Below are 23181 nucleotides of genomic sequence, written 5' to 3' on the forward strand. Positions count from 1 at the left end.
CCTATCGCCAGTCTCCGATGAGTACGAACGGTGCCCATTGGAACGACGACCGCGCACCCGCCTGACAGATCATTTCCTGCTGCGCCTGTTGGAGGGCGCTCGCTTTGTCGATCGTGCCGGTGTGACGGTAGTGGTCCCGTAGACGCCGGTAGAAGACCGTCATCATTTCCCGGGTGGTCTCCGCGTCGACGGACCAGAGGCTGGCGACGATCGACGAGGCCCCTGCGTAGAGGACGGCACGGATCAGCCCCACCAGCTCGTCGCCCGTGCTCACCTCGCTCAGTGCGCTCTGGCAGGCACTCAGACACACCAGCTCCGCCCGCAGCTCCATATCCATGATGTGGCGGGCGGTCATGACGGTTGCGGCAGGTCCGTATGCGCATCTGGGGCCCTCGTCGGCGAGCAGCAGACCGGAGGAGAGCGGGTCGACGCTGTTGAAGTAGCCATGGCAGGAGAAGTGGCAGATGTCCTTTCCCCTGCACAGCTGGGGAATGTCATCCACCCGCAGTACGTCGGACACGATCGCCTCCGCGTCGAACAGGCCCGCTACTTCGCGCGCCTCCTGTTCGAAGACGACGCCGAAGGCGGCACAGGATTCCAGTTTTCCCGTCCCTTTGGCCGGATTCTGGACGAGTGGGAGCAGACCGGCGGTCGGGGTGTAAGCGACAGGGTGGGCAGCGGCAAGAGCTTGGGTGGAGCCGCAGGGCAGGGCATGCAGCGGTAGACCGTGCAGGATCCCGTGGGGTGCCAGGTAGACGAGGTCGCCGGAGCGGAGATGGGGGGCGAGCGGCGCCGTGAGTGAGGTGGACAGTCTGGTCCAGCTCGCACTTCCCGCGTTGTGGTCGTCCACGACCTGGCGCTGGAAGTCACGGCAGCCCTCACGCAATTGCTCGGGCGTCATGGGAGGGGTCGCGACGCGGACGCTGTCCCATTCGGCTCGTAGAAGGAAGAGAGTCAGCCGTTCATCGCTGAGAAAATAGTCGACGAGCAGGACGGGCCGGCGCTGGGCGGCCAGCCACGTACGCAATTCCGCCACTGTCGACGGCGTTCCGCGACGCAGCGACACGTAGTCTGGGTCGAATGCCGTCATTTCCGCGTACACGGCATCGAGCCGGTTGCGTACCGAGGTCGTCGTGGTCGTCGTGGCCCGGGAGGGGCCTGGAGCGAGGGGTGAACCGCGGTACCGGTCGGCCCGCAGGCGCGACAGACAGTCCTCTTCCTCGCTGAGGAGTTCAGCGAATCTGCCGGTGCGAGGAGCCACCGGTTGCAGCGTCGTCGTTCCCGCCATCTCCAGCAGGGCACGTGACTTGGCTCGCTGAGCGAGCTCGAACGCCTCGTCGTAGGACTCCCTGGAGACCAGGACATCGATCAGTCTGCCGTAGGGCCGGGCCTTGTCGCGGACGAAGTTGACCCGGTACCGATCGGTGAGCGGCACGTCGAACCGTGCTGCTTCGATCATGCGCACCGATTCGGAATAGCAGGCTTCCGCGACGGCGGGGTGGTTCTGTTCCTGCCGCAACAGCCCTAGCTTGTACGACGTATCGGCTGCGGACTCGAAGAACTCGGCCGCGTGTGAGACGCGCAGGCTGTCCTCGAAAGCCTGCGCGGCTTCGTCCTGCCGGCCCAGAGCGTGGTGCAACGACCCCAGATTGGCGAGTACCACTGCCGTACCGAGCTTGTCGCCGATCGCCTTTTTGCGGGTCAGCACCTCGGTGAGGATGGTGATCCGGCGGGGGTTCTCATCGGATGGCAGGAAGTTGGCGAGGTCCGTCATGACCTTTGTCCGGCCCAGCTCGTCGTTGATCTCCTGATACGTCCTCTCGGCGCGCTGGAGAAGGCGGGTTGCCGTGATGGAGATCCAGCCGTCGATCGGTGTGGAGGCGAACGCGGGGTCCATGGAGACGAACGTCTGCTGGAGCGCGACCAGGTCTTCCACACGGGGCTTACCGAACCGGCCTTGTCCGAGGCGGCCGAGGAGAACGCCCAAGGCGTGCAGCGTCGCGGCCTCACCGCGCCGGTGTCCCAGCAGCTGGCAGTACGCCCCGGCCTGGTGGTGGTTGATGAGTGCTGCTTGAACGTCGCCGAGGTACGCGTACGACATGCCTAGCATGTGGTGGGCCGACCCGCAGTCGACCTGCTGCTCTCGGCTCGTCTCACCCTCGCAGAGCCGAATCGCCTCGCGCAGCGACTCCAGGGCCTGCTCGGGCTTGCCGAGCAGCAGTTGAGACTCGGCGCGCGTGATGAGCCAGGTGGGTCGCCGGCCCAGCTGGGAGTCAGGGCCTGTGTGGCGCAAGGCGCGGTCACACGCCGCGACAGCCGCCTCGGGGCGTCCCCGCATGTTCTCGGCCTGGGCGAGCGCGGACAGCGCGGAGGCGGTCTCCGCCCGCAGGTTCAGCCGTTCGAAGTGGCGCAGCGCAGCACGGGCTTGGTCGGCGGCTCCATCGACGTTGCCCGTCAGTACACCGAGATGAGCTCCCAGCAGGTCGAGGGCAGCGGAACCCTCCGCCGTTGGCGCGAGTGCGTGTGCACGGTCCGCGACGGCGCACCAGCGTTCAGCCTCGGCCAGCGCCTCCCGGTCGATGTACTCCTCGTACCGGATCCCGCCCGCTGACGGCATCGTGAGCTCTCCCGGCTCTGCCCTGTCACCCCGCGGACCGACGCTCCGGTCCGCGCTCAGGAATGCCCCCTCGGCCAGTGCGTCGCTGACTTTTGTGGCCGGGCAGGCGCGGGAGAGCGTGATGAGGTCGGAGACGATTACTTCGTTGCTCGGTATCTTCGACGGCAGGAGATCGATCAGGATCTCCGCGTGCGGCAGGGCTCTGCCGGTGTCTCCGCGGGCCGCGTAGTTGCTTAACACGAGCGGGAGCAGGGGAAGCGCACGCTCGACCTGGCCGGCGTCGAGGCGGTGCCGGATCGCCATGTCGAAGAACTCCAGCGCCTGATCCATGTCTCCCCTGGCGCTGAGGAGGGTCGCAATGTCCTGGTAGGTGGGACCGAGCAGCGCGTCGGCGCCCTCACCTGCTTCACGGAGCACCTCGACGGCTTCCTTGAAGGCGGTGAGCGCCTCGTCTTTGCGGTCCAGACGCACCATGGCGTCTCCGACAAGACTGAGACAGCGGCCCAGCTCGAACATGTTGCCGACCGACCGCCACAGGTGGGCCGCGGCGCGCAGTTCCTCCGCAGCCGTTTCCGGCTGCCGCAGAGCGAAGGCGAGACGACAACTCTCCAGCCGGCACCGGGCTTCGAGCCCCTCGTCCTGAAGGAACACGGCGACACGAAGGCTCACACCTAGGAGGCGCCGGACTCCCGGAACGGCGATGCCAAGGGGGATGGGGGCCTCGTCGGACAGCAGGCGGCGGATCTCGGTGAGGGTGTCGTCCACGAGCTGCGGGGTCACGTATGAGCGGTGGTTTACCAGGACTCGGTCGATGTCCGCGTCGTCCACCGCCTCCTGAAGAGCCTGCCCGAACCGTTCCACCCCGACGTGGTGGGACGTCATCTCGTCGCACCACCGCTGCAGGGTGCGCGCTTCGTCCTCACGGCCCAAACCGTGGATCTTGGGTATCAGCGCAGCAAGCCGCTGCCTCAGGAGCGGGTCCGCCATCAGCTGTGCCCCGAACCGCTCCAGCGTGTCGTTCCACTCTTCGGGGCCGCGGGCCGCCAGGACGGCCCGCACCAGCTCGGAGAACTCGTCACTCATGAGCGACCGGACCTTCCTCCGGCTGGATCAGCAGCTCCGTGTACCGGGCCGCTGTTTCCAGATGCTCGCGGACCGTGGCGCCGACTAGTCGGATGATCTCGTCACGCTGCTCGGAGAGGAACGTTGTGGCGAACTCCGCCGCGGCGGTTTCCTCCGTGGAGTCCTCCGCCGTCTTGGCACGGATCTTGCCGAGCAGATGCCGTTCGCTGACAAGCTTGCGCAAGAGGCCCGGCATTGGGCGGGTCCTGGCGTACCTCATCGCCTCTTCCTTGCCGCGTACCGCGGCGATGACGAGGACAACGACGCCGACGACGGCGGCCACAGCGGCTCCCACCGGGTTGAGCGAGACCCCGACGGCCACCATGCCGATGACTCCGGCCACGTAGGCGACCGCACCGACGGCTGCCTTCCCGATGGTGTTGAGGTTCTCCACGGCCAGGTCGGAGTACGAGCCCACGGGCGAGGCGCTGCGCGGGACGAACGGCCGGGACAGGCTCAGGGCCCCGGGCGGGATATCCCATGTGCGACAGATTTCGGCGGTCCGGGTGTCCACCAGGGCACTGACACGCTTGCTCCAGTCTTCCGCTTCGGACTCGACGCGGCTGCGGAAGGCGCGCGAGGACAGGTAGTTCTCCCGAGTGCGCGCCACTTCCGTCTCGATGTCCGACACCAAATCAAGCTCTCCGGTGCGCCAGCGCAGGACGGCGGGAATGACGTGTTCCTCGACGATGTTCTCGGTCATGACGGTGCCGAGCGTCCCGGCGAGTTCCGGAAGCTTCTCGTCGACGATGCTTTCGATCCGCCCGGAAGCCGCGAAGTCCTTGAGGTCCTTCCGGAAACCCTCCACACGAGTCCGGGTCCTGCCCGCGATCACCAGTCCCTTGGCGATGGCGTACTCGGGCTCGGCGCCCAGAACCACCCGGCTCTCGCCAAAGACCTCGCGGGCGATGTCCTGCGCGAAGTGCATCCGCGAAGCCCCGCCGGTCATCATGACGAGGTCCGGACCCTCGTCGTCGAGCTTGGCCTTCACCCTCTCCAGGTCGTCGCGGAACGCTTCGCGCCACGACGCCCCGTTCAGCGCGGTCAGCGGAGCGTTCGTGATGTCGTCCAGCACATCGGACGTGAGCCGGATGTCCACATCGATGCGCTCGCCCGCAGATGTCTTGACCTCTACTGTCCTCCGCGAGGTGGTGAGGTCCGGTTCGAGCGGGTCCACATCGGTGAAGAACTGCTCCTTCAAGAGCCTGCACTGGTACTCCAGGTGCGCCCTCGAACCGGGCACCTCCAGGGCCTCCAGCAATCGATCCCGGTCGTCGTGGTCCTCGCCGCTCCGCCGCATCAGCTCTCTGTCGATGAGGGAAGCGCCGAGCGCGTTGTTGCCCGTGTCCGGGTGCGCGGAGAGTCCGGTCACGATGGTGTAGTCCGCCGTCGACGACCCGAGGTCGATGACCACGGAGGTGAGCCGTGCGACCGTGTCGCCCTCCAGCAGATCCAGCGGGTTGGGCAGGTCACGCGACTCACGGCCGTACAGCAGGGCCGCCCGCGACTCCGGAAGGACCTCCACCTCGCCCGGACACAGACCCGCCAGCAGATCGCGGTACGCCTCCCGCTGCTGCAGGCTCCAGCCCGACGGTGTACCGAAGAGCCAACGGGTTGGCGTGTCGGCCGAGATGACGATCACGTCGTGCGGTGCGTCGTCCGTCTCGGACAGGCCGATGAGTTCACGCACGACGTGGGCCACGAAGAGCTCGACCGCTCGTTGGGTGCGGCCGCCGTCTTCGAGGTCGGCGCTTTTGAACGTGGAGTAGAACTCCAGCACTCTTTCCCTGGGCCGGCGGGCGAAGCAGGCACCACCAATCACTGTGCGGGTCGGATGCTGCTGCGACGGGCCGGTGAGCAGCGCGACCGCCGTGGGGTAGGACTTCCCACTGCCCTTCCCGCTGCGGGGCAGAGCGGCTACGCGCGGCTCGTCCCTCGACTCGGACCATGCGGTGCAGATGGCCGTCTCGCCGTGCCCCAGATCGAAGCCGATCAGCAGTACCCGCCCGTCACCCGATGCGTGGCTGGTCATGAAGATGTGTCACCTTCTCCCCTGTCGCCGGCTCCGTCACCCTGTGCGTCGACCGATGCGGAACAGTGCACCTCGCCGGCCAAGACGAGACGCTGTGCCCCGTTCGGCGCCTCCACCGTGATCGCGGGCGTGAGCTCCTCGAGCTGGGGGGATGGGGCGTCGCCTGCGCCGTGGAAGGTGAAGAGATGGGTCTGCTGCTCGGGTTCGAGTTCCGGGTCGTAGTGGACGATCCGGATACGTCGCCGCTCGAGTTCCGAGCACATCCGGTCGATCGCGTCCCCGGCCAGCGCCTCATTGCGTCGCCGGGCAGCCCCGACCAGGTCCTGGACGAGCCTCATCAGCGAGTTGTCCGCGTCCCAGGGACGGTCCCGCACCTCCGGGGGCTGCGGCGATCGGCTGAAGGCGTCCTCGACGCGCCCGAGTGCGGCACGTGCCGCCATCAGCGCGGCTTCGTGCAGCTGGGCGGCACGCGTGTCCTTGACGGGCGGGGGCTCGGAATCGGCGGCCGGGTGGCTGCCGTGAGACCTCAGCTGGTTCATCTTCGCCTGTACCTTGCTGAGGGGGCCGCGGTGCTGGCTTCGGCGGTCGTCCAGTTGTTTTCCGGCGGCGTGCGTCACCGCCTGTTGGAAGACCGAGGGCGACACCTCCTCGAGCATCTTCTGAATGGCGACGATGAGGACGTCGAGTACATCCCGGAGCTGTTCCCGAGCCTGCCGGTCGGCTCGCATCTCCTGGACGGCCTGGGTTCGCAGGGCCCGCAACACGGAATCAACCGCCGTTGCGACCTCGTTCGGCCCGCAGCCTTGCAAGTCCCCGCCGGATGGCTCGAAGTCGTCGAGAATCCTGACCAGTTGCCCCTTGCCGATCAGCGGAGGCAGCGGCGCGACCCGTGGTTCTCCGCGGTCCGTGGGAGGGCCGGCGCGATTGTTCCGCTCGGGGCCGTGTTCAGTCATGCTTCCCCCTCATGTGTCAGAGCCCATATCCGGACCCCTTCTTGCGCCCCTACAACGAGCCGGTGCCCGTCTGACGTGATGGCGATGGCCGTGGGGTCTCCGGCTGCTGTCGCATGGGCCCGCGGTCGCTGGTCACGGACGCTCCACACCTGCACACTCGCGTCGCTTCCCGCAGCAGCCACCAGGGCGCCGTCGGGTGAGAGGTCCACGGCACGCATGCTGGGCCGATGAGTGGAGGCGAGGATCACGGACCAGGCGGAGGTGTCGTACACGTCCAGGTAACCCCGGCCCCCGGCTTCGCCGCCGACCACGGCCAGTGACCGGCCGTCCGGGCTGAACCGCACGGCCCGGACCGGTGCGGTGTGGGTGAGGGTGCGGGACCTCTGCTCGTCGTCGAGATCGATGACGTGTGTGACGCCTGATCCGGACTCGTTGTCGTCACCACCGACCGCGAGTGTTCGACCGTCCGGATGTACGGACAACGCCGCCGACCACGTCGGAATTTCGGTGGCTGTGTGTGTCCGGCCCGTGCCGGCGTCGACCAGCCGCAGTGATCCCTGGCCGCAGGCGATGGCCAGGTACTGACCTCCGGGCAGGAATTCGAGTGCCTGCGCGGCTCCCGGGAGCCGCGACGTCCACACGGTGATCGCCGGATTCTCGGGATCCAGGAGGTGCACGGACTGTTCCTGCGAAGAGAGCCCGAACGCCAGGTGTGCGCTGTCTCGAGTCCAGGCAAGGGCGCGAACACGTCCCCTCTCCGGGCGCTGGCAGATCTCCCTCGCCGAGTCCGCGTCCACAACCCGTACGGTGCAGCGGTCTGTCGATTCCTGTTCCGCCACTGCCAGTCTGCGGCCGTTCGGGCTGCAGGCGAGCGCGGTGACACGAGCGGCCCAGGAACGGACCATACGGGGACTGCCGCGTACCTCAGCGGGTATCGGCGGGCGCAGGGATGTGAGGATCCAGTCGCCGGTGAAGAATTGCTGGTCCTTGTCTAGGTGCCGCTGGACCACCCGTCCCGGCTCCCGTGCGGACAGGTCGTGCAGAGCACCGTCGACCAGCCGGACCCTGGCCAGCGTGGAGCCTGCCGAGTAGGCGTCACCGGGCTCCACGAGCCAGCGGCCGAGGACTGCCCGGTCACCGCGCGGCAGCGTCCAGCGCAGGGGCCGTACCAGATCGGGCGGTGCGTCCGACGGTGTACACCGCGCCGCCATGTCGGCCGCCCACCGCGACGCGCCCTCCACCACGGCGAGGACCGCGTCGGCCGCCGGATGCAGTGGCCTGCCGAGGTGATGGGCGAGGTACGGGGCGACCACGGGCATTCTGCTGCCGCCGCCGATCAGGAGTACGCCGGTGATGTCGTCCAGGGTGAGATGTGCCTGGTCGACCAGGGCCAGGCAGCAGTTCACCGTTCCGCGCAACAGAGGTGCGGTGATCTGCCGGAGCCGGTCGCGGTCGGCGGACATGTGCGGCAGCCCCAGGGAGACGTACGCGCGAGCGTCCTCGGCCGCGCTCAGGCGGTGTTTGAGGGTGACGGCGGCCTGGGCCATGGCCTGTTCCAGCAGGTCCTGCTCGTCGGCTCGGCTCCGGTGTCCGGCAAGCCACGCCTCCGCTTGGGGGCGGAAGTCCTGGACCAGAGCCGCGTCCACCTCCCGGGCGCCGTGATTCTCGGCCAGTCCCCCTTGGGCCAGTACCTCGGGCTGCACTGCGTCTGTCATGCGGACCAGTGCCGCGTCGAAGGTGCCTCCGCCGAGGTCGTAGACGAGCACGACGTCGCCGTCGGCCCAGCGGCTGCCGACCGCCTGGGAGTGGGCGGCCGCGACGGGCTCTGCCAGGACCTCCACGTCGGTGAATCCGGCCAGTCGGCCCGCGTCGATTGTCGCGGCCCGCTGCTTCTCGTCGGCGGAGACCGGGACCGTGATCAGCAGTCGCCCCGGGTCGAAGCCGAGCTGCCGTGCGGCGGAGCGCAGTTCTCGGAGCACCGCCGCAGCCAGCTCCACCACCGGATAGGGCCGACCGTCCAGCAGGACGGGCGAGTCGCTGCCCAGGCGGGGCTTGAACTCGGTGAGGTACGCACGGGGGTTGTCGCCCTTGCGGTCCTCGGCCGCCGAGCCGACGAGTAACCGTCCCCCTTCGTCGAAGACGCTGGTGGGCCACCAGTCCCGGCCCGTCGACGGGTCCTTCACCAGACGCCGTTCTCCTCCGGCCAGCAGGACCGACGACGAGGTGGTCGTTCCCAGATCCACGACGAGAACGGCTTGCGCAGGCGGTCGCCCGGCGGGCTCCGGAGGCGGGGTCACTCCTGCTCCTCCAACAACGCCCGGGCCGTGCGGACTCGATGACACAGCTGCTCGTACCGGCGCTCCATCACCTGGACCAGCGCTCGCCCGCCCGGTTGGTTCGCAACCGGAGATGTGCGCCAGTGGCCCAGCCGCTCCAGCGCCGTCCTCTCCATCTCCGCCAGTACGGTGACCGGGGGCAGTCCGAGACGTTCGGCGACGGATGCGCCCTGTTCGCCCATCGCCGTACGCAGCTCCGCCGCCTCCGCCTCGGACAGTGCGATCTCACCCTCGTACCAACGCCTCAGCGTGCGCAGCTCCACGAAGGCGAGTTCGTCTCGTTCGAGATCAGTGATCTGTTGTAGGGCGTTCCGGACTGCGGCGCGGGTTCGGGGGTCTTTGCCGCAGATGTCCGGCCCGTCGACGTCCATGGCGTGGACTGAGTCGAGGATGCGGCCCAGTTTGATCAGGTCACGTCGGCGGCCGAAATGCCGAACGAGAGCCTGGCGCAGCGCCGCCATCCCGCTGCGTCGGTCGAGCTCAGCCCTCAGGTCGTCCGGTGTGTCGACGCCTTCCCGAATCAGCGCGGTGGCCAGGGCGATCCCGTACGGGCTGAACCGTTGCACGAGCGGTCCCCGCCGCTCCGGGGGCAGCGGCAGGTCGCCGTAGGGACTGGTGGCGAAGGCTCGGTGCACGCGGAGGCGCTTCTCCAGCAGCGCGCGATCGGTTCGGGCGAGTGAGACCAGATCGGTGTACTCCTCGTCGCCCATGGCGACGGCCGCTGCCGCGACCTTGCTGCACACCGGATGCACATCGTGGAACAGACGGGACATGTCCGGGTCCGCGGCGATCCGCTCGGCGGTTTTCCGTGCCCGCACCAGCGGATCGCCCACGGGACGGCCGGCTTCCCCCAGCCAGGCCAGTTCGACCTTGGTGAGCACCCCGACGCAGGTGACCGGGGACAGGGCGAGGTCGTTGCCCCGGAAGCGGGCCAGCAGATCCGCGTCACTGCGGGACACGCCCGCGTTCAGGACAGCGAGCACCGCGTCGGCACGGCTGAGCTGGGCGGCGGTCGCGGCGCTGACGCCTTCGGCGGTGAGCCCGAGAGCCGTGAGGGCCGCCAGAGCGTCCGCCTCGAACTGCGAGCCGAATCCCGGGGTGTCCACCAGGTCGAACCACCGCAGGTACGGGAAAGGGCCGTGGACATCCACCCACGCGGCATCCACGCAGCCACGGCCGTCCGGTGTGCGGGCGGTGAACCGTGCCAATGACGTCATCGAGTGGTGCTCGGAAGGTCGGCCGTCCCGGAAGTGGACTGTGACGGCTTGCTCGTCCGCGTGGCGAAGGACGCTGACGGTGAAGGTGACGGGATTGAGGCCGGTCACCATCAGCTCTCCGCCGACCAGGGCGTTGACCAGCGTCGACTTTCCGGAACTGACGACTCCCGCCACTGCTACGCGCATCGGCGTGTGCAGTGCGCGCCTGGCCTGTTCCAGCACGTGACGGACGTGACCGCTGTCGGGGCCCGGCGGTATGCGGTGCAGGGCGACATCGAGCGCCCGCTCGGCTCGCAGTCGAAGGGGGGACCCGGTCGGCTGCGGACCGACGGGTACTGAAGACTCGATCCATACAGGGGCCGAGCTCACGAGGCTCCCTGCGTCCGCAGGTCTTCGGCCAGCTGGTGGATGCGTTCCTGCAGCGTCAGCAGTACGGTGCAGCGCTGCTCGGCTGCGGCGCGTTCAACTGCTCTGTCCTGACCGACGGCTGCGCGTGCGGCCGCGATTGCTCTCGCCGAGGCGGCGCATTCCGTACGGCGCTCTTCGACGCGATGACGTAAGTCCTCCGTCACTTGGCGCGTGTGGGCCTCGACGACCTCGGCGAGAGCCGTTTGGAGGAACGCCTTCTGCTCCGGTTCCCAGGACTCGAATACCTGGTCAAGGGCGTGGACCCGTTCGCTGTGGGCGAGTTCGCGGAGCCATCGCAGCTGCCGGGTGAAGGACAGCGTGGCGCCCACGACGCCGCCGACCATCCGTCCGACCAGTGCCGCAGGCGATTCGTACGGCCCCTCGCCCGCCTTCAGAACCCGAGTGACGCCCCGTTCGACCTGCTCGGCTGGCAGGGCTCTGCGCAGAGCCACCTCCCACGCCACCTCTCCGAGCCGCCCACCCGCTTCGGCACCCCGCCGGGCTCCCTCCGTCGCTGTGTCCAGGGCGATGAGCAGCTCGGTGAGCAGGGGCGAAGAGGGGTCCGGCCGTCGGCTCTGTACGGCAGCTGACGCCGTGGGCAGCGGCGGCGTGGCCAGACCGCCCGGCGCTGTGTCCCTCAACTGAACCCTGGTCTGCACTTCGAACGCCTTGTGAACTTCGGCCGCCCGTTTCCGCACGAGCTGGCTCAGCTCGGCGGTGAGCAGGGCCAGGCCCTGCGCCACACGGTCCAGAAGCAGTTGGGGATCGTCGAGCAGTTCCTGCCGGCCGCGGTACGCGTAGCGGAGCGTTCGCCACATCTCGGCCAGATCGGTGTCCACCCGCTGCTTCAGCTCGACGGTTACAGCGGTCATTTCCTCGGCGAGTCGATCCGGCCACACGGCGGAGCCGTCGGCGAGGGCGGCAGCCCTCTTCTCCTCGGCGTCGGCAGCCGCGGCGAGCCTCTCGTTCACGGAGCGGTCCTCGGTGTTCATCACGGACAGGACCGCTTCCACCGGTGCCAGCAGCGACGTTGTCACCCGATCCAGTTCGGCGAGAGCCGCCTCCTGGAGCAGCCGGGCGCCGGACCGCGCCAGCGTCGGCCAGAGTTTTTCCTCCAGGGGACCGAAGTTGCTGAGCTCGAAGTCCTCCGGATCATGCTCCGTCAGGTGGGCCAGGCGCAGATGGCTGGAGACCGGCACGATAGCCAACCGCTCGGGAGCCAGGCCCGGCACCGCCCGCAGCCGTGTCCGAAGGTCGAGTACGGCGGCTTCCACATCGGGCGACTGATCGCACTTCGTGACGACGAATAACAGTCGCTCCGCGTGGGTGGCGGCGCCCACCGCGCGTGCGACGACATTGATGAACGCCAACTCCGACGCGAGAAGGGGCTGGAGTGCGTCCGTCACATACAGCACGGCATCAGCAATGGGCAGCACGCCCAGGGTCGCGGTGCTGTGACTCCGGTACACCCCGCCGACGCCGGGCGTGTCGACGAGCAGCACTCCGCTCTCGAGCCTGGGGTTCGGCAGTTCGATGGACACCGCGGACACGCGGTCCGCGTCCGGCGCGCCGTATCCGTCCGCCACTGCGGATTCGCAGAGGTGAGAGCGGAGCTCCTCCCGGCTGATGCGGCGCTCCTCGGCACGGCGTTCCCCGTGCGCGGCGAGGCTGACGGTGATGACCTCTTCGGCACCCCATCGCAGGGTCGTGACGGCCCGCGTGGACAGGTAGGAGTCGACCGGAAGCAGTCCCGGTTCCTCCAGCAGTGCGTTGATCAGTGAGGACTTCCCCCGGCTGAACTCACCCATGACCACGAGAGCCATCTGTTTCTCATAGAGTCCGCGCTCCGCCTCGTGCAGGCGCTCCACGCTCGCCTGGGCTCCCGCGCCCAGCGCCGCCCCCACGACTGCCGGAAAGAGCGCCAGGATCTCCCGCTCGCGCTCGTCATAGTTGACCACGATACCGGCCCCCCTTGGCCCGACATGTCGGCCGTGGCGGCAGCCCGTGGACTGCCAGCGGTCGACACCTACCCGCCAAGCGGAATATACGACCAATCGAAGGAATGGCCAATGACGGACCAAAGGGTCACATTCTGTGACGCGACTGGTCTATCGACGGTGGGGCGCGTCCAATCAACGGCTGTGTCTCACATTCGGTGGTGACGCCGTCTTGAGGTTCCCCGTTGATCGGGAGGTGCTGATCAGCTGGTCAGGGCGGGTTGATGGGTGTTCAGGTTCGCTTGTTCAGCCGTCGCCTGGTCGGCGTAGTGCTTCTCCTCGAACTCGATGGGGCTGAGGTAGCCGAGCCGTTTCTGGATGCGCCGGCTGTTGTAGAAGCCGTCGATGTACTCGAAGAGCGCCAGGTTCGCCTCGGCCTGGGTGGCGAAGACCCGACCGCGGACGCATTCGGTCTTGATGATCATTCAGAGGTTCCCCGCGAGGGCGTTATCGTACGAGTCTCCAGCTGAACCCATGGATGCCTCAATTCCCGCCCGCACCAGCCGTGTTGTGAGCTTCACGGACGTGTATTGACAGCCGTGGCCGGCGTGGTGGACCAACTGTCCGGGCTTCACCTCGCGGCTGGCCAGGGCGTACTCCAGCGAGGACAGCACCAGGTCGGCGTCCGCGCGGGCGGAGGTCTCCCAGGCCACCACCCGGCGCGAGAACGCGTCGCGGATCGCGGAGAGCCCCAGCGGACCCTCCCCGGTGGCGATCATCGTGAGGTCGGTGACCCACAGCCGGTTCGGCGCGGGCGCGGTGAAGTCGCGCATTACCAGGTCCGGAGCCAGGGTGGCCTTCGGTTCCTGGCGGGTGAAACCCTGCGGCGCGGGCTGATGCCCGCGAGATCGGCCTCGCGCATCAGACGCTCGACCCGCTTGCGGCCCACCCGTGTGCCCTCGCGTTTGAGGACGGCGTGCACGCGCGGCGAGCCGTAGATCCCACCGGAATCAGCGTGGACCTTCCGGATCCCGCAGTCAACTCCGCGTCGTAGCAGATGCGTTCGCACGGCTGTTTCTCGGCGCGGCGCCAGCGGTAGAAGGTGGAGGAGGCGATGTTCAGTTCCCGGAGGGTGGGCTCGACCTCCAGGTGCGGGTGCTCATCGAAGAGCGCCGTCACCTGGGCCGGGTCGGGTCGAGCTGGGCAGCGAAAAAAGCCGAGGCCGTCCGCAGACGCCCCTATAACGCGGGGGTGCGGGAAACCGGTCTGACCAGGTTAAAGACCTCTCGAGCAGCATATCGCTTGAGGCATCGGATGGTCTCACGACGGGTCTTGCCCTCCTGGGTGCGGCGTTCGTAGTACGCCTGGGTGCGCGGGTCATGGCGCAGGCGGGTGAACACGATGCGGTGCAGGGCGGCGTTTGCCTCACGGTCGCCGCCGTAGTTGAGCCGGCGCGTGCTCCGACGGCCCGCGGAGTACTCGACGGGGCTGACTCCGCAAAGGGCGGCAAAGGATGCCTCGGTGTTCAGCCGCTCGGGGTTGTCTCCCATGGTGATCAGTAGAGTGACGGCACTGTCCGGGCCGATGCCCACCGGGACGAGCAGCTGCGGGGCGTGGCGTTCGACGAGCCGGGTCAGGCGTTGGTTCAGCTCATTGATCTGCCCGGTGAGCTGTTCGATACGCTCCGCGAGCATTCTCAGGGTCATGTGGGTGGCCTGGGCCATCGCGTTCTCGCCGTCCTCATCGTCGCCTGGCTCGAGGCGTGCGCAGGTGCGGAACAGTTCGCGGTTGCCCAGGCTGGACAACCGCTCCCGCAGTGCGGGATCGGCGATGACCAGGACGGCCTTGAGCTGGTTGATCGCCTGGGTACGGGCCTTGACCGCCGAGTCCTGGCGAGCTTGAAGATCCGGGCGCTGTGCACCGGACCGTCGCCGGTTTTGGCCCGGGCCCAGGAGCGGCCGCTGAGCACGGCTCGCGCGGCGGCCTGAGCGTCGAGCGGGTCCGACTTCCCGAGCAGTCGGCGGGCTGAGCGGTCGGGCCGGTTCACTCGAAGACCTGAATCTGTTGGGCCAGCAGGTAGCGGGACAGGCCCGCGCCGAAAGTGCCGGTGCCCTCCACACCGGCCCGGCGCACCGTACCCCGCTTGCGGGCCCACACGAGCAACTGTCGGTAGCCGGCCGCCGTCGCGGGAAAGGATTCCGTTCCCAGGATCTTCCCGAGCGGGGAGAGCACGGCGGCAACATGCACCTCACCGTGCGTGTCCACGCCCAGGACGACCTCGCGCCGAACGGGCGGATCCGTGCTCGAGGTGGTGCTGTGCTGTCGGGTCGTCACGATGGTTCGCCTCCCGCGTGGTGACGTACTGGGTGGCTGGCACCAGGCTTCTCGGGCGGTCTGAACCGTGATGGCGCCTGAACTTCGGCAAGGCCCCTATGGGGACACGCCCTGTGGCTCGGTGACAGCAGACACCATCCCGCAACGACAGTCGACAAGCCCGTGACTGGACACTTCGGTCATAGATCTCATGAGTCAGACCCCCGCCCGGGACAGCACCACGCAACAATCCCACCAGCACCGGCACAACGGCATGATCCGATCACTGTCGGAAGACTTCGTCCGGACCGGAGACCAACTGCTGCCGCGAGACGAGAGGACGGCCTAACCCTTGGTCTGCTCGTGACCGGCAATGACAGACACCCAAGTCACCCGCCGCACCAGCCGGATACGACCGGCACGCGCCCGTGGTCCGGGACGCCTCCCTGACCGTCGCGCCCGGCGAAGCGGTCGGTCTGCTCGGCCCCAGCGGCTGCGGCAAATCCACCCTGGCCCGCGTCGCCGCCCTGCTGCACCGCCCCTACTCCGGCACCCCTGAACCTCGACAACGAACCCGTCCGGCACTGGCGGCACCGCGCCCTAAACGACCTGCGTACCGCCTTCGGCGTCGTCTTCCAGCAGCCCCGGATCTCCGCCGACCCCCGCCTCAACCTCGCCAACCCCATTAGGAGGGTGCCCACGGACGTGCGGTCGATCGGCCCCCTCGGTGCGACAGGGAGTGCCCCCGTGCGCCGTCGACGTGCGGCGGAACCGGCATTAAGATCCGGACATCGACACCACGGGGAGTTCTTTAAGGTATCGGTCGGCGGTCGCCATAGTGTGCGGCGCGATCGCCAGTACGGGCTTCGTCTTCGCGCTCGTGCTGTGGCACGACCCGATAGAGAGAGCGATCGGCGCCGAACCGTACAAAGCCTTGCTCCAGTTCTTCCTGGTGGCGGTGCTCGGGGGCGGTGTCTCACTCGTCTATCAGGCGTTGAATCGCGAGGCGGACCGCCGTGCGGAGCGAATCCGGCAGCAGGAGGAGCGCACCGAGGCCCTTCGGGAGACCCGCCGGGACTATCTCCGTGATCTCGTCGCGCACTACAACGCCACGAAGCGTGCACGGCGGTTGCTGCGTGCCACCGCCCTGACCGGCGGTCCGGGCGACGCGCACCGTCGGGTCCGGCTGGCCCGGTACGACGAGTTGCTGCAGGCGATCCTGGACGCGCAACTGGCTCTGGAGACCATGTCCCGGATCATGGGCGCCCACAGCGGCGTCCTTGGTGCGGACCGCGGTCCCGCGGAGTCGCTCGACACGGCCTCGGACTACTTGCGATTGCTGATCACGGAGTACGAGGACTGCATGCCGGTGGCGGCGGGCCCGGAAGCAGAGCTGAGCAGCTTGCCCGAACTGGCCGACTTCATCGGCCCCTATGCGGAGTCCAGCAGGTTTCGACACGAGTTCATCCGCCCCATGCAGGCGGCCATGTCCGCTCTGGAACAACTCGTGGTGGGGCCAGCCGTGAACTGAGAAGACGTCAACTCGTCCGACGACGGTCGTCGCCTTCGTCGGGCTCACCCTTCTCGTCGATCAGCATGCTGATCACCTGTCCGTGCTCGTGGCTCTGCAACGCGGACGGACTGTTTCTCTCTGTGGTGGCGAAGAGGGCGATGGCCGTGTCGAGTTCATTCTCCAGGAAGCCGGCGAGCCTGCTCAATGACTCGAAATACTCATAGGGAGAGTATGTGTCCCTGCCGTCGGCGAGTAGCCGGATGGCATCGGCTGCCCGGCGCACCGCCTTCACTTTCTTCACCAGGGCGTCGACCAGCGAGGCGGTGAACTGCCCCGTGAGCTCTTGCCGCATCCGCTCCACCCTGCGGACACACGACGGAATCTCCCGTTCGAGCGCCTCTATGTCCTCGGTCAGATCACGTATCTCCTCAAGGGCACGTCGGGCACGCCCCAAGATGAGGGAAGCGGGTTCGGCCATGTCGGGACGGTGGTGCGGTCAGGAGGACAGACCGAGGATCCAGGTCCTAAGCAACTGTGCGTGTCGGCAGGCGGCTCGTACCTCCGTGTCCGTGGACCCGGCCTGGAACGCCTCCTCGAACGTGGTCCGCAACTCGCCGAGCAGATGTGCTGCTTCGCCGCCGGATCCCGGCCCGCCTCCCAGCGTGCCGTCCCCGAGCGTGCTCAGCGCCCGTTCCAGCCTTAAGCGCAGAGTCTCCGTGCACGCTGCCAGGACGGCCGCGTCTGGCGCGTCCAGTCGTACGGTGCGCAGTTCCGACAGGAACTCTTCCCACGGGCCGTCCCCGGGCGCGGTCTCCCGCGCGACGGAGTTCGGGACGGTCTCTGTGGCGGCAGAGGCCAGCTGGGTCCCCGCTTCGACCTCGTCCACCACGCCTACGACGGACGGCGGCTCCACCGACCGGACAGGTCCTGTGATCTCCCGGCCGCGGTGATCGTCGAGACGGATCACCGTGTTCTGAGGGATGAGCGTTGCGGGCAGGATGAGCGGCTCCTCTTCAGGTCCGGGCCCGAACGGCACGAGTTGCGTAGCCGCCCGTGCCGCCAGCCAGAAGAACCAGGCCCGTTCCCACGGTTGGAGAAGACGGTCGCGGCCGGTGAGGATCAGAGAGATTGCGACGACGCAGAGTAGCCGCTGTGTTCGCCATGGGGCCGTGTTTGACCTATGGAGCGCCCGCGCCTCACCCGCTCTGGTCGTCCCCACGCCGATCGCTCGTAGTGGCGCGGGCCAGTTGCGCTCCTGAGGGCGGCTAGGGTCGATGGCCCACTGCTGAAGCGTGTCGAGGGTACGACGGTCCATGACGGACAAGGACTTGGCGATGGTGGTCAGCAGGAGGTAAACGGGATCCCAGGCCAGCGGGCTGGAATCGCTGTGCCGGGCCAGGTCCACCAGGAAGAACGCAATCGTGTGGTCCCTCGCCGGGAGCAGTAGATTCCCCGGGTGCAGGTCGCCGTGGACCTTGCCACGGGTGACGAGCACACTGTCCAACTGGTCACCGAGGGAGCCGTTTCCGACCAGCGCGAAGGGGTTGATCCACAGTTGTCCTCCCTGGCTGATCCACCTCCGGGGAGCGGTCAGGAGTCCCTCGTGCTCGGCCGCCCATAGATGCAGGGTGCCCCTGGGGGCCAGGCGATCTTTGGGTTCTTTGAGCAGTTGTGCCAGGAGGGTACCGATCTGCTCAGGTTTCGATTTGGACTTCGTGTTCCACTCGGTCAGCAAGGATGAGGTGATGTGTTGGCACGTGTCGACTTGGTCCAGACGTTCGGGCAGTGCTTCGTCGATCTCCTGGGTCTCACGGAAGTCGCCTCCGGCCACACTCTGGAAGGTGACGGACCCGCCGCTCTCCAGCTGAAGGCCCTCCACGATGCGGGCCAGGTGACGCTCGGCGAAGGTGGGTGAGTCACGGTACGCCTTCTTATGGGCCGTGAACTCCTTGTCCGGATCGCCTTTCGTGACGATTTTGATGATCACCCCCTGCACGTGCTCCCCATCCCTCTGGACGTGAGAACCGAGCACCTGAGCCTCCGTGAAGCCCCTGCCGCTCCAGTGGGCGTCGTAGAAGACTGCTTCGTGCCGTTTCGCCCACCGTTGTAGTTCCCGGGCTGCGTGCGGTGATCTCACCTTTGCCAGGAACTTCTCGGTGTGAGCAGCGTCCTCGGGTGTCACAGGGTCTCCTGGCGTCGATGTCGGCCACGGCCCTTCCAACGTAACGGCGAACCGGACGATCGTCCTGAAGAACGTGCTCGATTCGCGAAGACCCGACGCACCGTGCACAGACCAACGAATTGCCCGTCCATGGTTTGGGTCATGCTGGTACCGCCGCGCGCACGGAAGGGCCGCTGACACATGTGCACGAGCAGGACTTGGCGCGACCTGTTGGAGCAGGTGCTTCGGCGGGATGGGTACGGCGAGTGGAGGGACTTTCGAGAGGCACTGAGTGCGTTCGGGGCGGAGGGCCCCGGTTTTCGTGCGCTGCATCACGAGGCCGACCAGATTATCTGCTCCGCGCAGGTCCAGGGAGTGCAGGCGCCGCTGACGGTGGCCGAGTGGTGCGCCACGGTGAGCACACGGCGTGAGCAGCGTGACCGCGCGCCGGTCTGGTCGCATGTGGAACTGCTGGTACGGGTCTGGTCTGCCCACCACCGCCAGGACCACACCGACGCGCAGGTTCTCCTCGACCGGTGGGCGAGCGCGTACCGGGCCTGCGGCGGTACGACCACCTTGGAGTCACCCGAGCGGGCCGCACCTGGCCGGCGCCGCACGCCCGGCGATCGGCCTGTGGCCGAAAACGTGGCAGGGGCCAATGCCAGCGGTGAGGTGACCTCAGTGGCATCACCGAGGAGATCCCAGTGGTTCGCGATCGTGCCCTGGCTCAGACCGCCCAGGGCCACACGCTCGATGAGGCCATGGGCAGTGGGCACAGGGCTCGTAATGCTGGCAGGTCTGACCGTCACAGCACTGAAATTCTCGGACTGGCCTGCGACCGGCGACGACAAGGCGGTCACGGACAGCCGTACGACCACCTCTGCCTCCAGCAGTCCCCCGACCTCTCCCCCCGCCCACGACGACTCGTCCGTACCTTCCGCGTCCGTGCCATGCCTGCGCACCTGCAGGGACATAAAACTGGGCGGCACCCGGAAGTTCGACATCGAGAGCTGGGGGAGTTCGGAGAGGAATCCGGACGTGGAAGCGGCAAGTCAGTCGGCGGACAACTACGAACTCCGCCCGCTCAACGGCGCTCGCCTGCAACCCATGCCCGGCGGGGGAGAGTTGGATGCCACGAAGTGCCCGCAGGGCGACCAAGGCTATTCCACCGCCCCGGTCGCAGCCCCACCCACGGTGAACGTGTGTCTGCTCACCGCTGAAGGCACTCGTGTCATGCTGACCCGACAGGAAGCCAATCAGCCTTACCGTCTCTTTCACGCTTCGGTGTTGGAACGGCGCTCGCCGTAAGCCAGCCCCATACCTTTCGCTCCAGGCACAATGCCGTGACTCTGTTGGTGATCTCCAGTGGGTGCTGACAGCTGCTCCGGTCGGTGCTTCAGTGGAGGCAGCGGGGCGGTGCCGAGGTCGGGGCGGGCCTGATGTCGTTGCAGCCAGGGGATTACCAGCGGATTCCGGCGCGGACCGTGCGCACGGCGTGGGCGGCCTGCCCGAAGGGAACGCCCGCGATGCTGGTGCGGGATCGTCCCGATGTGCTGTTCGAGGACGAGGAGTTCGCCGACCTCTATCCCGCTGATGGGCGCCCGGGTTCTCACCGGGGCAACTCGCGCTGGTCTCGGTGCTGCAGTTCGCCGAAGACCTGTCGGACCGGGCGGCGGCACAGGCGGCGCGTACGCGGATCGACTGGAAGTACGCCTTGGGCCTGGAGTTGGAGGACACCGGGTTCGACTACTCGCTGCTGTGCGACTTCCGTGACCGTCTGGTCGAAGGCGACGTGGCGGACCGGATGCTCCGCGTGATGCTCACGCGGCTGACCGAGGCGGGACAAGGAGGCGGGCTTCGGCTGCCGGGCGGTTGTCGCCGACTGTGCCTACTCCGTCAGCGACGACTGGTACTTCACACTGCGGGCCTACGTGGTGGCCCTCAAGCAAGCGGAGCAACGGCACCTGGGCCCCGGCCGACCAGCCGCACACCCCTATCAACGCCGCACAGACTCTGACCTGCCGGGACGCCGGCCGACCCAGCAAGTGGACACCCGTCGAGCGCCACTTTCGCAACGGGCACACCGAGACCTGGTGGGCCGCCGACGCCCGTCTGGGCGGCTACGGCCCCGACAGCCCCTGCCGCCTGGTCGTGGCCACCACCGACCCGGCCACCCTGCCGGAGAAGGCGACCGGGTACCTGGCCGCCAATCTGCCCCACCCCGCCCCTCACGCCGCCACCAGCCCGCACCCGCCGCACGACCTCGCCGAGATCGTGCGGCTCTACGGACTGCGGCCGTGGATCGGGCAGAGCTACAAGCAGATCAAGGACAAACTCGGCTGGGCCGACTTCCAGGTCCACTCCGACTGCGCCCTCCGCCGTCACCAGACCCTGGTCATCTGCGCCTTCTCGTTCTGTTGGGACCAGTGGTTCGCGCCGCCCGGACCATTGGATGCCACCGCACCGGGCCCCCTGCCCCGACGGCCGGCCAGAGAGGGGGCACCGCCACACCCCACCAGCCCCAACTACCCTGCTGGCCCGCGGCATTACGTGCCGTCCGAGCCTGCGGGCAACACCGTTCCACGCCCGGACAGTCCGCACGCATGCGTGCGCAGTTCCACGCGCACGGCCTGGCTGACTACTGAACGGGGGCGAAGCGGTCGATCAGGTACCGAACCACACTGGTCAACGCCTGAAGGCGGAACCGTGCCTCCCCTGCGTCCGAGGTGCCCGGGTGCGGTCCGTTGGTGTGCGTGATCTGCCAAAGTCCGCGTACGAAATGCCCACCGTCCTTCTCGGGCAACAGGCCCTGGTCGATGAGGTACGCGATGGCCAGCCCTCCGTCGCCTTGCTTCGTGCTTGTGAACCCATGCGCGGCTGCCACGTGGACGACGACGGCCTCGAACATGGCCCGCAGCTGCCCGTTCGCCGCCTCGAAACGCTGCTCCACAAGATTGTCCACGGCCTGGCGGTAGCAGTTCTTCGCGACGGTCATCCCGAGCCGGTCGAAGCCGTGCTCCAAAGCCGTGATCTCGTTGCTGAGCGGTGCGAGCGGTTCGTCCAGGGGCAGGAGACGTACGCCGACCAGACCACCCGTCTGCGGTGCGCCCCATATGTCCTCAGAGGTCTCGTACTCCGCAACTAGGTCGAAGCCGTCCGCCCGGAGGGCCTCTCGCAGCTGCCAGAACGGTGTTCCGGTACGGACGTCCCCCTGCTCGGAGGGAGCTGTCCGCTCCGCGACCAGCCGCACAAACTCGTACAGGGCCTTACGGGCCGTCAGGTCGGCGTCGGCGGCCTGTCGCTGTGCGCCCCGTACCGTCTGGATCACCAGCTCGGCCTTGCTGTACGACGCGGATGGCATGAAGTCGTCCAGCCCGGCCTTCATGAAGACGATCTCCAAGTCGGCCTTGGAGAAGACATCCCTCGCGATGTCGGCTGCGCACCCGATGGCGGGCGACGAAATCTGTTTCACCCTGGAATCGTCCCAGCCCAGAAGGCGCCGTGTCACCCTGATTTCACCTTGAGTCCGGATCGCGACTCCCGTGATGGTTCGACTCTCCGGGCGCAGCCAGCCCGTAGCGCGCGGCAGCCCGACCAAGGGTGGACGAGACCAACGGAAGGCCCGCCCGCGTACAACCCAGCACAGGGATCACGCCGGGTGCCGGGTCAGGACGGAACCGCCCACCATAGGCTCGTTTCCCGCGGCCACGGCGACGAGAGTCCGCTGCGCCGTGGCGAAGGTCAGCGCATCGACAAGCTGGGGCTGGTGCAGCAGCGACGGTCCCGACAGCCCTGTGCTCACGTTAATAACGTGAGCATCCGCCTCCACGCAGGCGACTGTGGCATCGGCCATCTCCGTCGGCGTCGCCGACGGCCGGACTGAGCTGTCGGCATCGGGGAAGCGAGGAGTTCCGCGCCCTCTGGGCAGCCCACGACGTACGCCTGCACCAGACGGACACCAAGCTCTTCCGCCATCCCGCGGTCGGCGAACTCTCGCCGCCTTCGAGGGGATGACCATCCCGACGGACCCAGACCTCACCCTCACCGCTCTCAGCACGGACCCCGTCCCACGACAGCCTCCGGCTGCTGGCCAGTTGGGCCGCTACCCTCGGCCAGGACGACTACCGACGAAGTCCGCGACCACCGGCGACGAACCTTCCCGGTTCTGACAGTGCTCCCCCACCCAGAGCCCTCAGGGTGTAGCGCATGCACAAGGTCACGCACGACCCCACACGTGTACCACTCGTGACGTCGGCATCTCGAAGATCAGCCGACGGCCGTTCGTCCGCGCCCGCCAGCTGAAAGCCGGAGCCCTCCGGGTCAGATCAGCCTCGTACACCATCTGCATGGACTCGACCGGTGGACGGGGATGCACGCAAGCCTTAGGTGAGCCGCCTGCGCCACGGCAACGGTCCCGTCTCGGTGGCGATGCGCAGGTGCCAGGACGCGACTCGCACAGGCACGCGCGAACGCTGACGGGCCCTGGCCTCCCGTGCCCTGGAGAGGCTATCTCGATGGCCCAGCTCGTTACGGGTGGGTGCTGCCGCGACCCGCACGGCTCTGCGCGAAACC

The 23181-nt window shown here is 67.8% G+C and carries 15 protein-coding genes and 4 pseudogenes; 6 read left to right on the forward strand and 13 right to left on the reverse strand.

Annotation, left to right across the window (positions count from 1 at the left end):
• Position 1: 1 nt before the first annotated feature.
• From CP975_RS02715 to CP975_RS36520, 10 genes and pseudogenes are all read right to left on the reverse strand, one after another.
• Positions 2-3676 (reverse strand): CHAT domain-containing protein, encoded by a 3675-nt coding sequence (locus CP975_RS02715; RefSeq protein WP_150476531.1) that lies wholly within the window; start codon positions 3674-3676, stop codon positions 2-4.
• Between the two features lie 16 nt (positions 3677-3692).
• The gene (locus CP975_RS02720; RefSeq protein ID WP_055528771.1) at positions 3693-5771 is read right to left on the reverse strand and encodes an Hsp70 family protein; all 2079 of its coding nucleotides are present in this window, start codon (positions 5769-5771) and stop codon (positions 3693-3695) included.
• Positions 5768-6724: a hypothetical protein gene (locus CP975_RS02725; RefSeq protein ID WP_055528770.1), complete on the reverse strand. Its 957-nt coding sequence runs from the start codon at positions 6722-6724 to the stop codon at positions 5768-5770. Before CP975_RS02725 ends, CP975_RS02720 begins: the two co-directional genes overlap by 4 nt.
• Positions 6721-8967, reverse strand: a complete 2247-nt coding sequence (locus CP975_RS02730; RefSeq protein WP_150476532.1) for an Hsp70 family protein — start codon at positions 8965-8967, stop codon at positions 6721-6723. Before CP975_RS02730 ends, CP975_RS02725 begins: the two co-directional genes overlap by 4 nt.
• 50 nt (positions 8968-9017) lie before the next feature.
• The gene (locus tag CP975_RS02735; protein WP_150476533.1) at positions 9018-10646 is read right to left on the reverse strand and encodes a dynamin family protein; all 1629 of its coding nucleotides are present in this window, start codon (positions 10644-10646) and stop codon (positions 9018-9020) included.
• A complete protein-coding gene (locus tag CP975_RS02740) occupies positions 10643-12643 on the reverse strand; it encodes a dynamin family protein (protein ID WP_055528766.1) in 2001 nt (666 codons plus the stop codon). Before CP975_RS02740 ends, CP975_RS02735 begins: the two co-directional genes overlap by 4 nt.
• A 242-nt stretch (positions 12644-12885) precedes the next feature.
• On the reverse strand, positions 12886-13107 hold the full coding sequence (locus CP975_RS02745) for an IS3 family transposase (RefSeq protein WP_150476534.1): 222 nt from the start codon (positions 13105-13107) through the stop codon (positions 12886-12888).
• On the reverse strand, positions 13108-13455 hold the full coding sequence (locus tag CP975_RS02750) for a DDE-type integrase/transposase/recombinase (protein WP_150476535.1): 348 nt from the start codon (positions 13453-13455) through the stop codon (positions 13108-13110). It abuts the gene before it with no gap.
• Positions 13455-13691 (reverse strand): IS3 family transposase, encoded by a 237-nt coding sequence (locus tag CP975_RS36515; RefSeq protein WP_167532661.1) that lies wholly within the window; start codon positions 13689-13691, stop codon positions 13455-13457. The genes CP975_RS02750 and CP975_RS36515 overlap by 1 nt, the downstream gene beginning before the upstream one ends.
• A gap of 169 nt (positions 13692-13860) precedes the next feature.
• A pseudogene (locus tag CP975_RS36520) lies at positions 13861-14959 on the reverse strand (IS110 family RNA-guided transposase).
• Positions 14960-15363: 404 nt separating this feature from the next.
• Between CP975_RS36520 and CP975_RS02765 the strand changes: the two are divergent.
• Both CP975_RS02765 and CP975_RS34915 read left to right on the forward strand, forming a co-directional pair.
• Positions 15364-15712: pseudogene (locus CP975_RS02765) on the forward strand (ATP-binding cassette domain-containing protein); the annotation flags it as partial.
• 61 nt (positions 15713-15773) lie between these two features.
• Positions 15774-16466 (forward strand): hypothetical protein, encoded by a 693-nt coding sequence (locus tag CP975_RS34915; protein WP_055528764.1) that lies wholly within the window; start codon positions 15774-15776, stop codon positions 16464-16466.
• Between the two features lie 7 nt (positions 16467-16473).
• Here CP975_RS34915 and CP975_RS02775 read toward each other — a convergent pair whose 3' ends face one another.
• Complete coding sequence (locus CP975_RS02775; RefSeq protein WP_055528763.1) at positions 16474-16926, reverse strand: hypothetical protein; 453 nt, start codon at positions 16924-16926, stop codon at positions 16474-16476.
• A gap of 18 nt (positions 16927-16944) precedes the next feature.
• Entirely contained in the window at positions 16945-18738 is a 1794-nt protein-coding gene (locus tag CP975_RS02780) for a hypothetical protein (RefSeq protein ID WP_150476537.1), read from the reverse strand.
• A gap of 72 nt (positions 18739-18810) precedes the next feature.
• Here CP975_RS02780 and CP975_RS02785 point away from each other — a divergent pair, with 72 nt between their 5' ends.
• The 3 genes and pseudogenes from CP975_RS02785 to CP975_RS36530 all read left to right on the forward strand — a co-directional run.
• The gene (locus CP975_RS02785; protein ID WP_055528760.1) at positions 18811-19917 is read left to right on the forward strand and encodes a hypothetical protein; all 1107 of its coding nucleotides are present in this window, start codon (positions 18811-18813) and stop codon (positions 19915-19917) included.
• Between the two features lie 304 nt (positions 19918-20221).
• Positions 20222-20374, forward strand: a pseudogene (locus tag CP975_RS36525) (transposase); the annotation flags it as partial.
• Positions 20375-20447: 73 nt separating this feature from the next.
• Positions 20448-21193, forward strand: a pseudogene (locus CP975_RS36530) (IS701 family transposase); the annotation flags it as partial.
• Between the two features lie 54 nt (positions 21194-21247).
• On the opposite strand, the gene CP975_RS02795 reads toward CP975_RS36530, so the two are convergent.
• Entirely contained in the window at positions 21248-22081 is an 834-nt protein-coding gene (locus CP975_RS02795) for a hypothetical protein (protein WP_150476538.1), read from the reverse strand.
• A 407-nt stretch (positions 22082-22488) separates the two neighbouring features.
• Here CP975_RS02795 and CP975_RS36205 point away from each other — a divergent pair, with 407 nt between their 5' ends.
• The gene (locus CP975_RS36205; RefSeq protein WP_281292903.1) at positions 22489-22623 is read left to right on the forward strand and encodes an MmyB family transcriptional regulator; all 135 of its coding nucleotides are present in this window, start codon (positions 22489-22491) and stop codon (positions 22621-22623) included.
• Positions 22624-23181 lie beyond the last annotated feature (558 nt).

The organism is Streptomyces alboniger, assembly GCF_008704395.1.
Lineage (GTDB): Bacteria > Actinomycetota > Actinomycetes > Streptomycetales > Streptomycetaceae > Streptomyces > Streptomyces alboniger.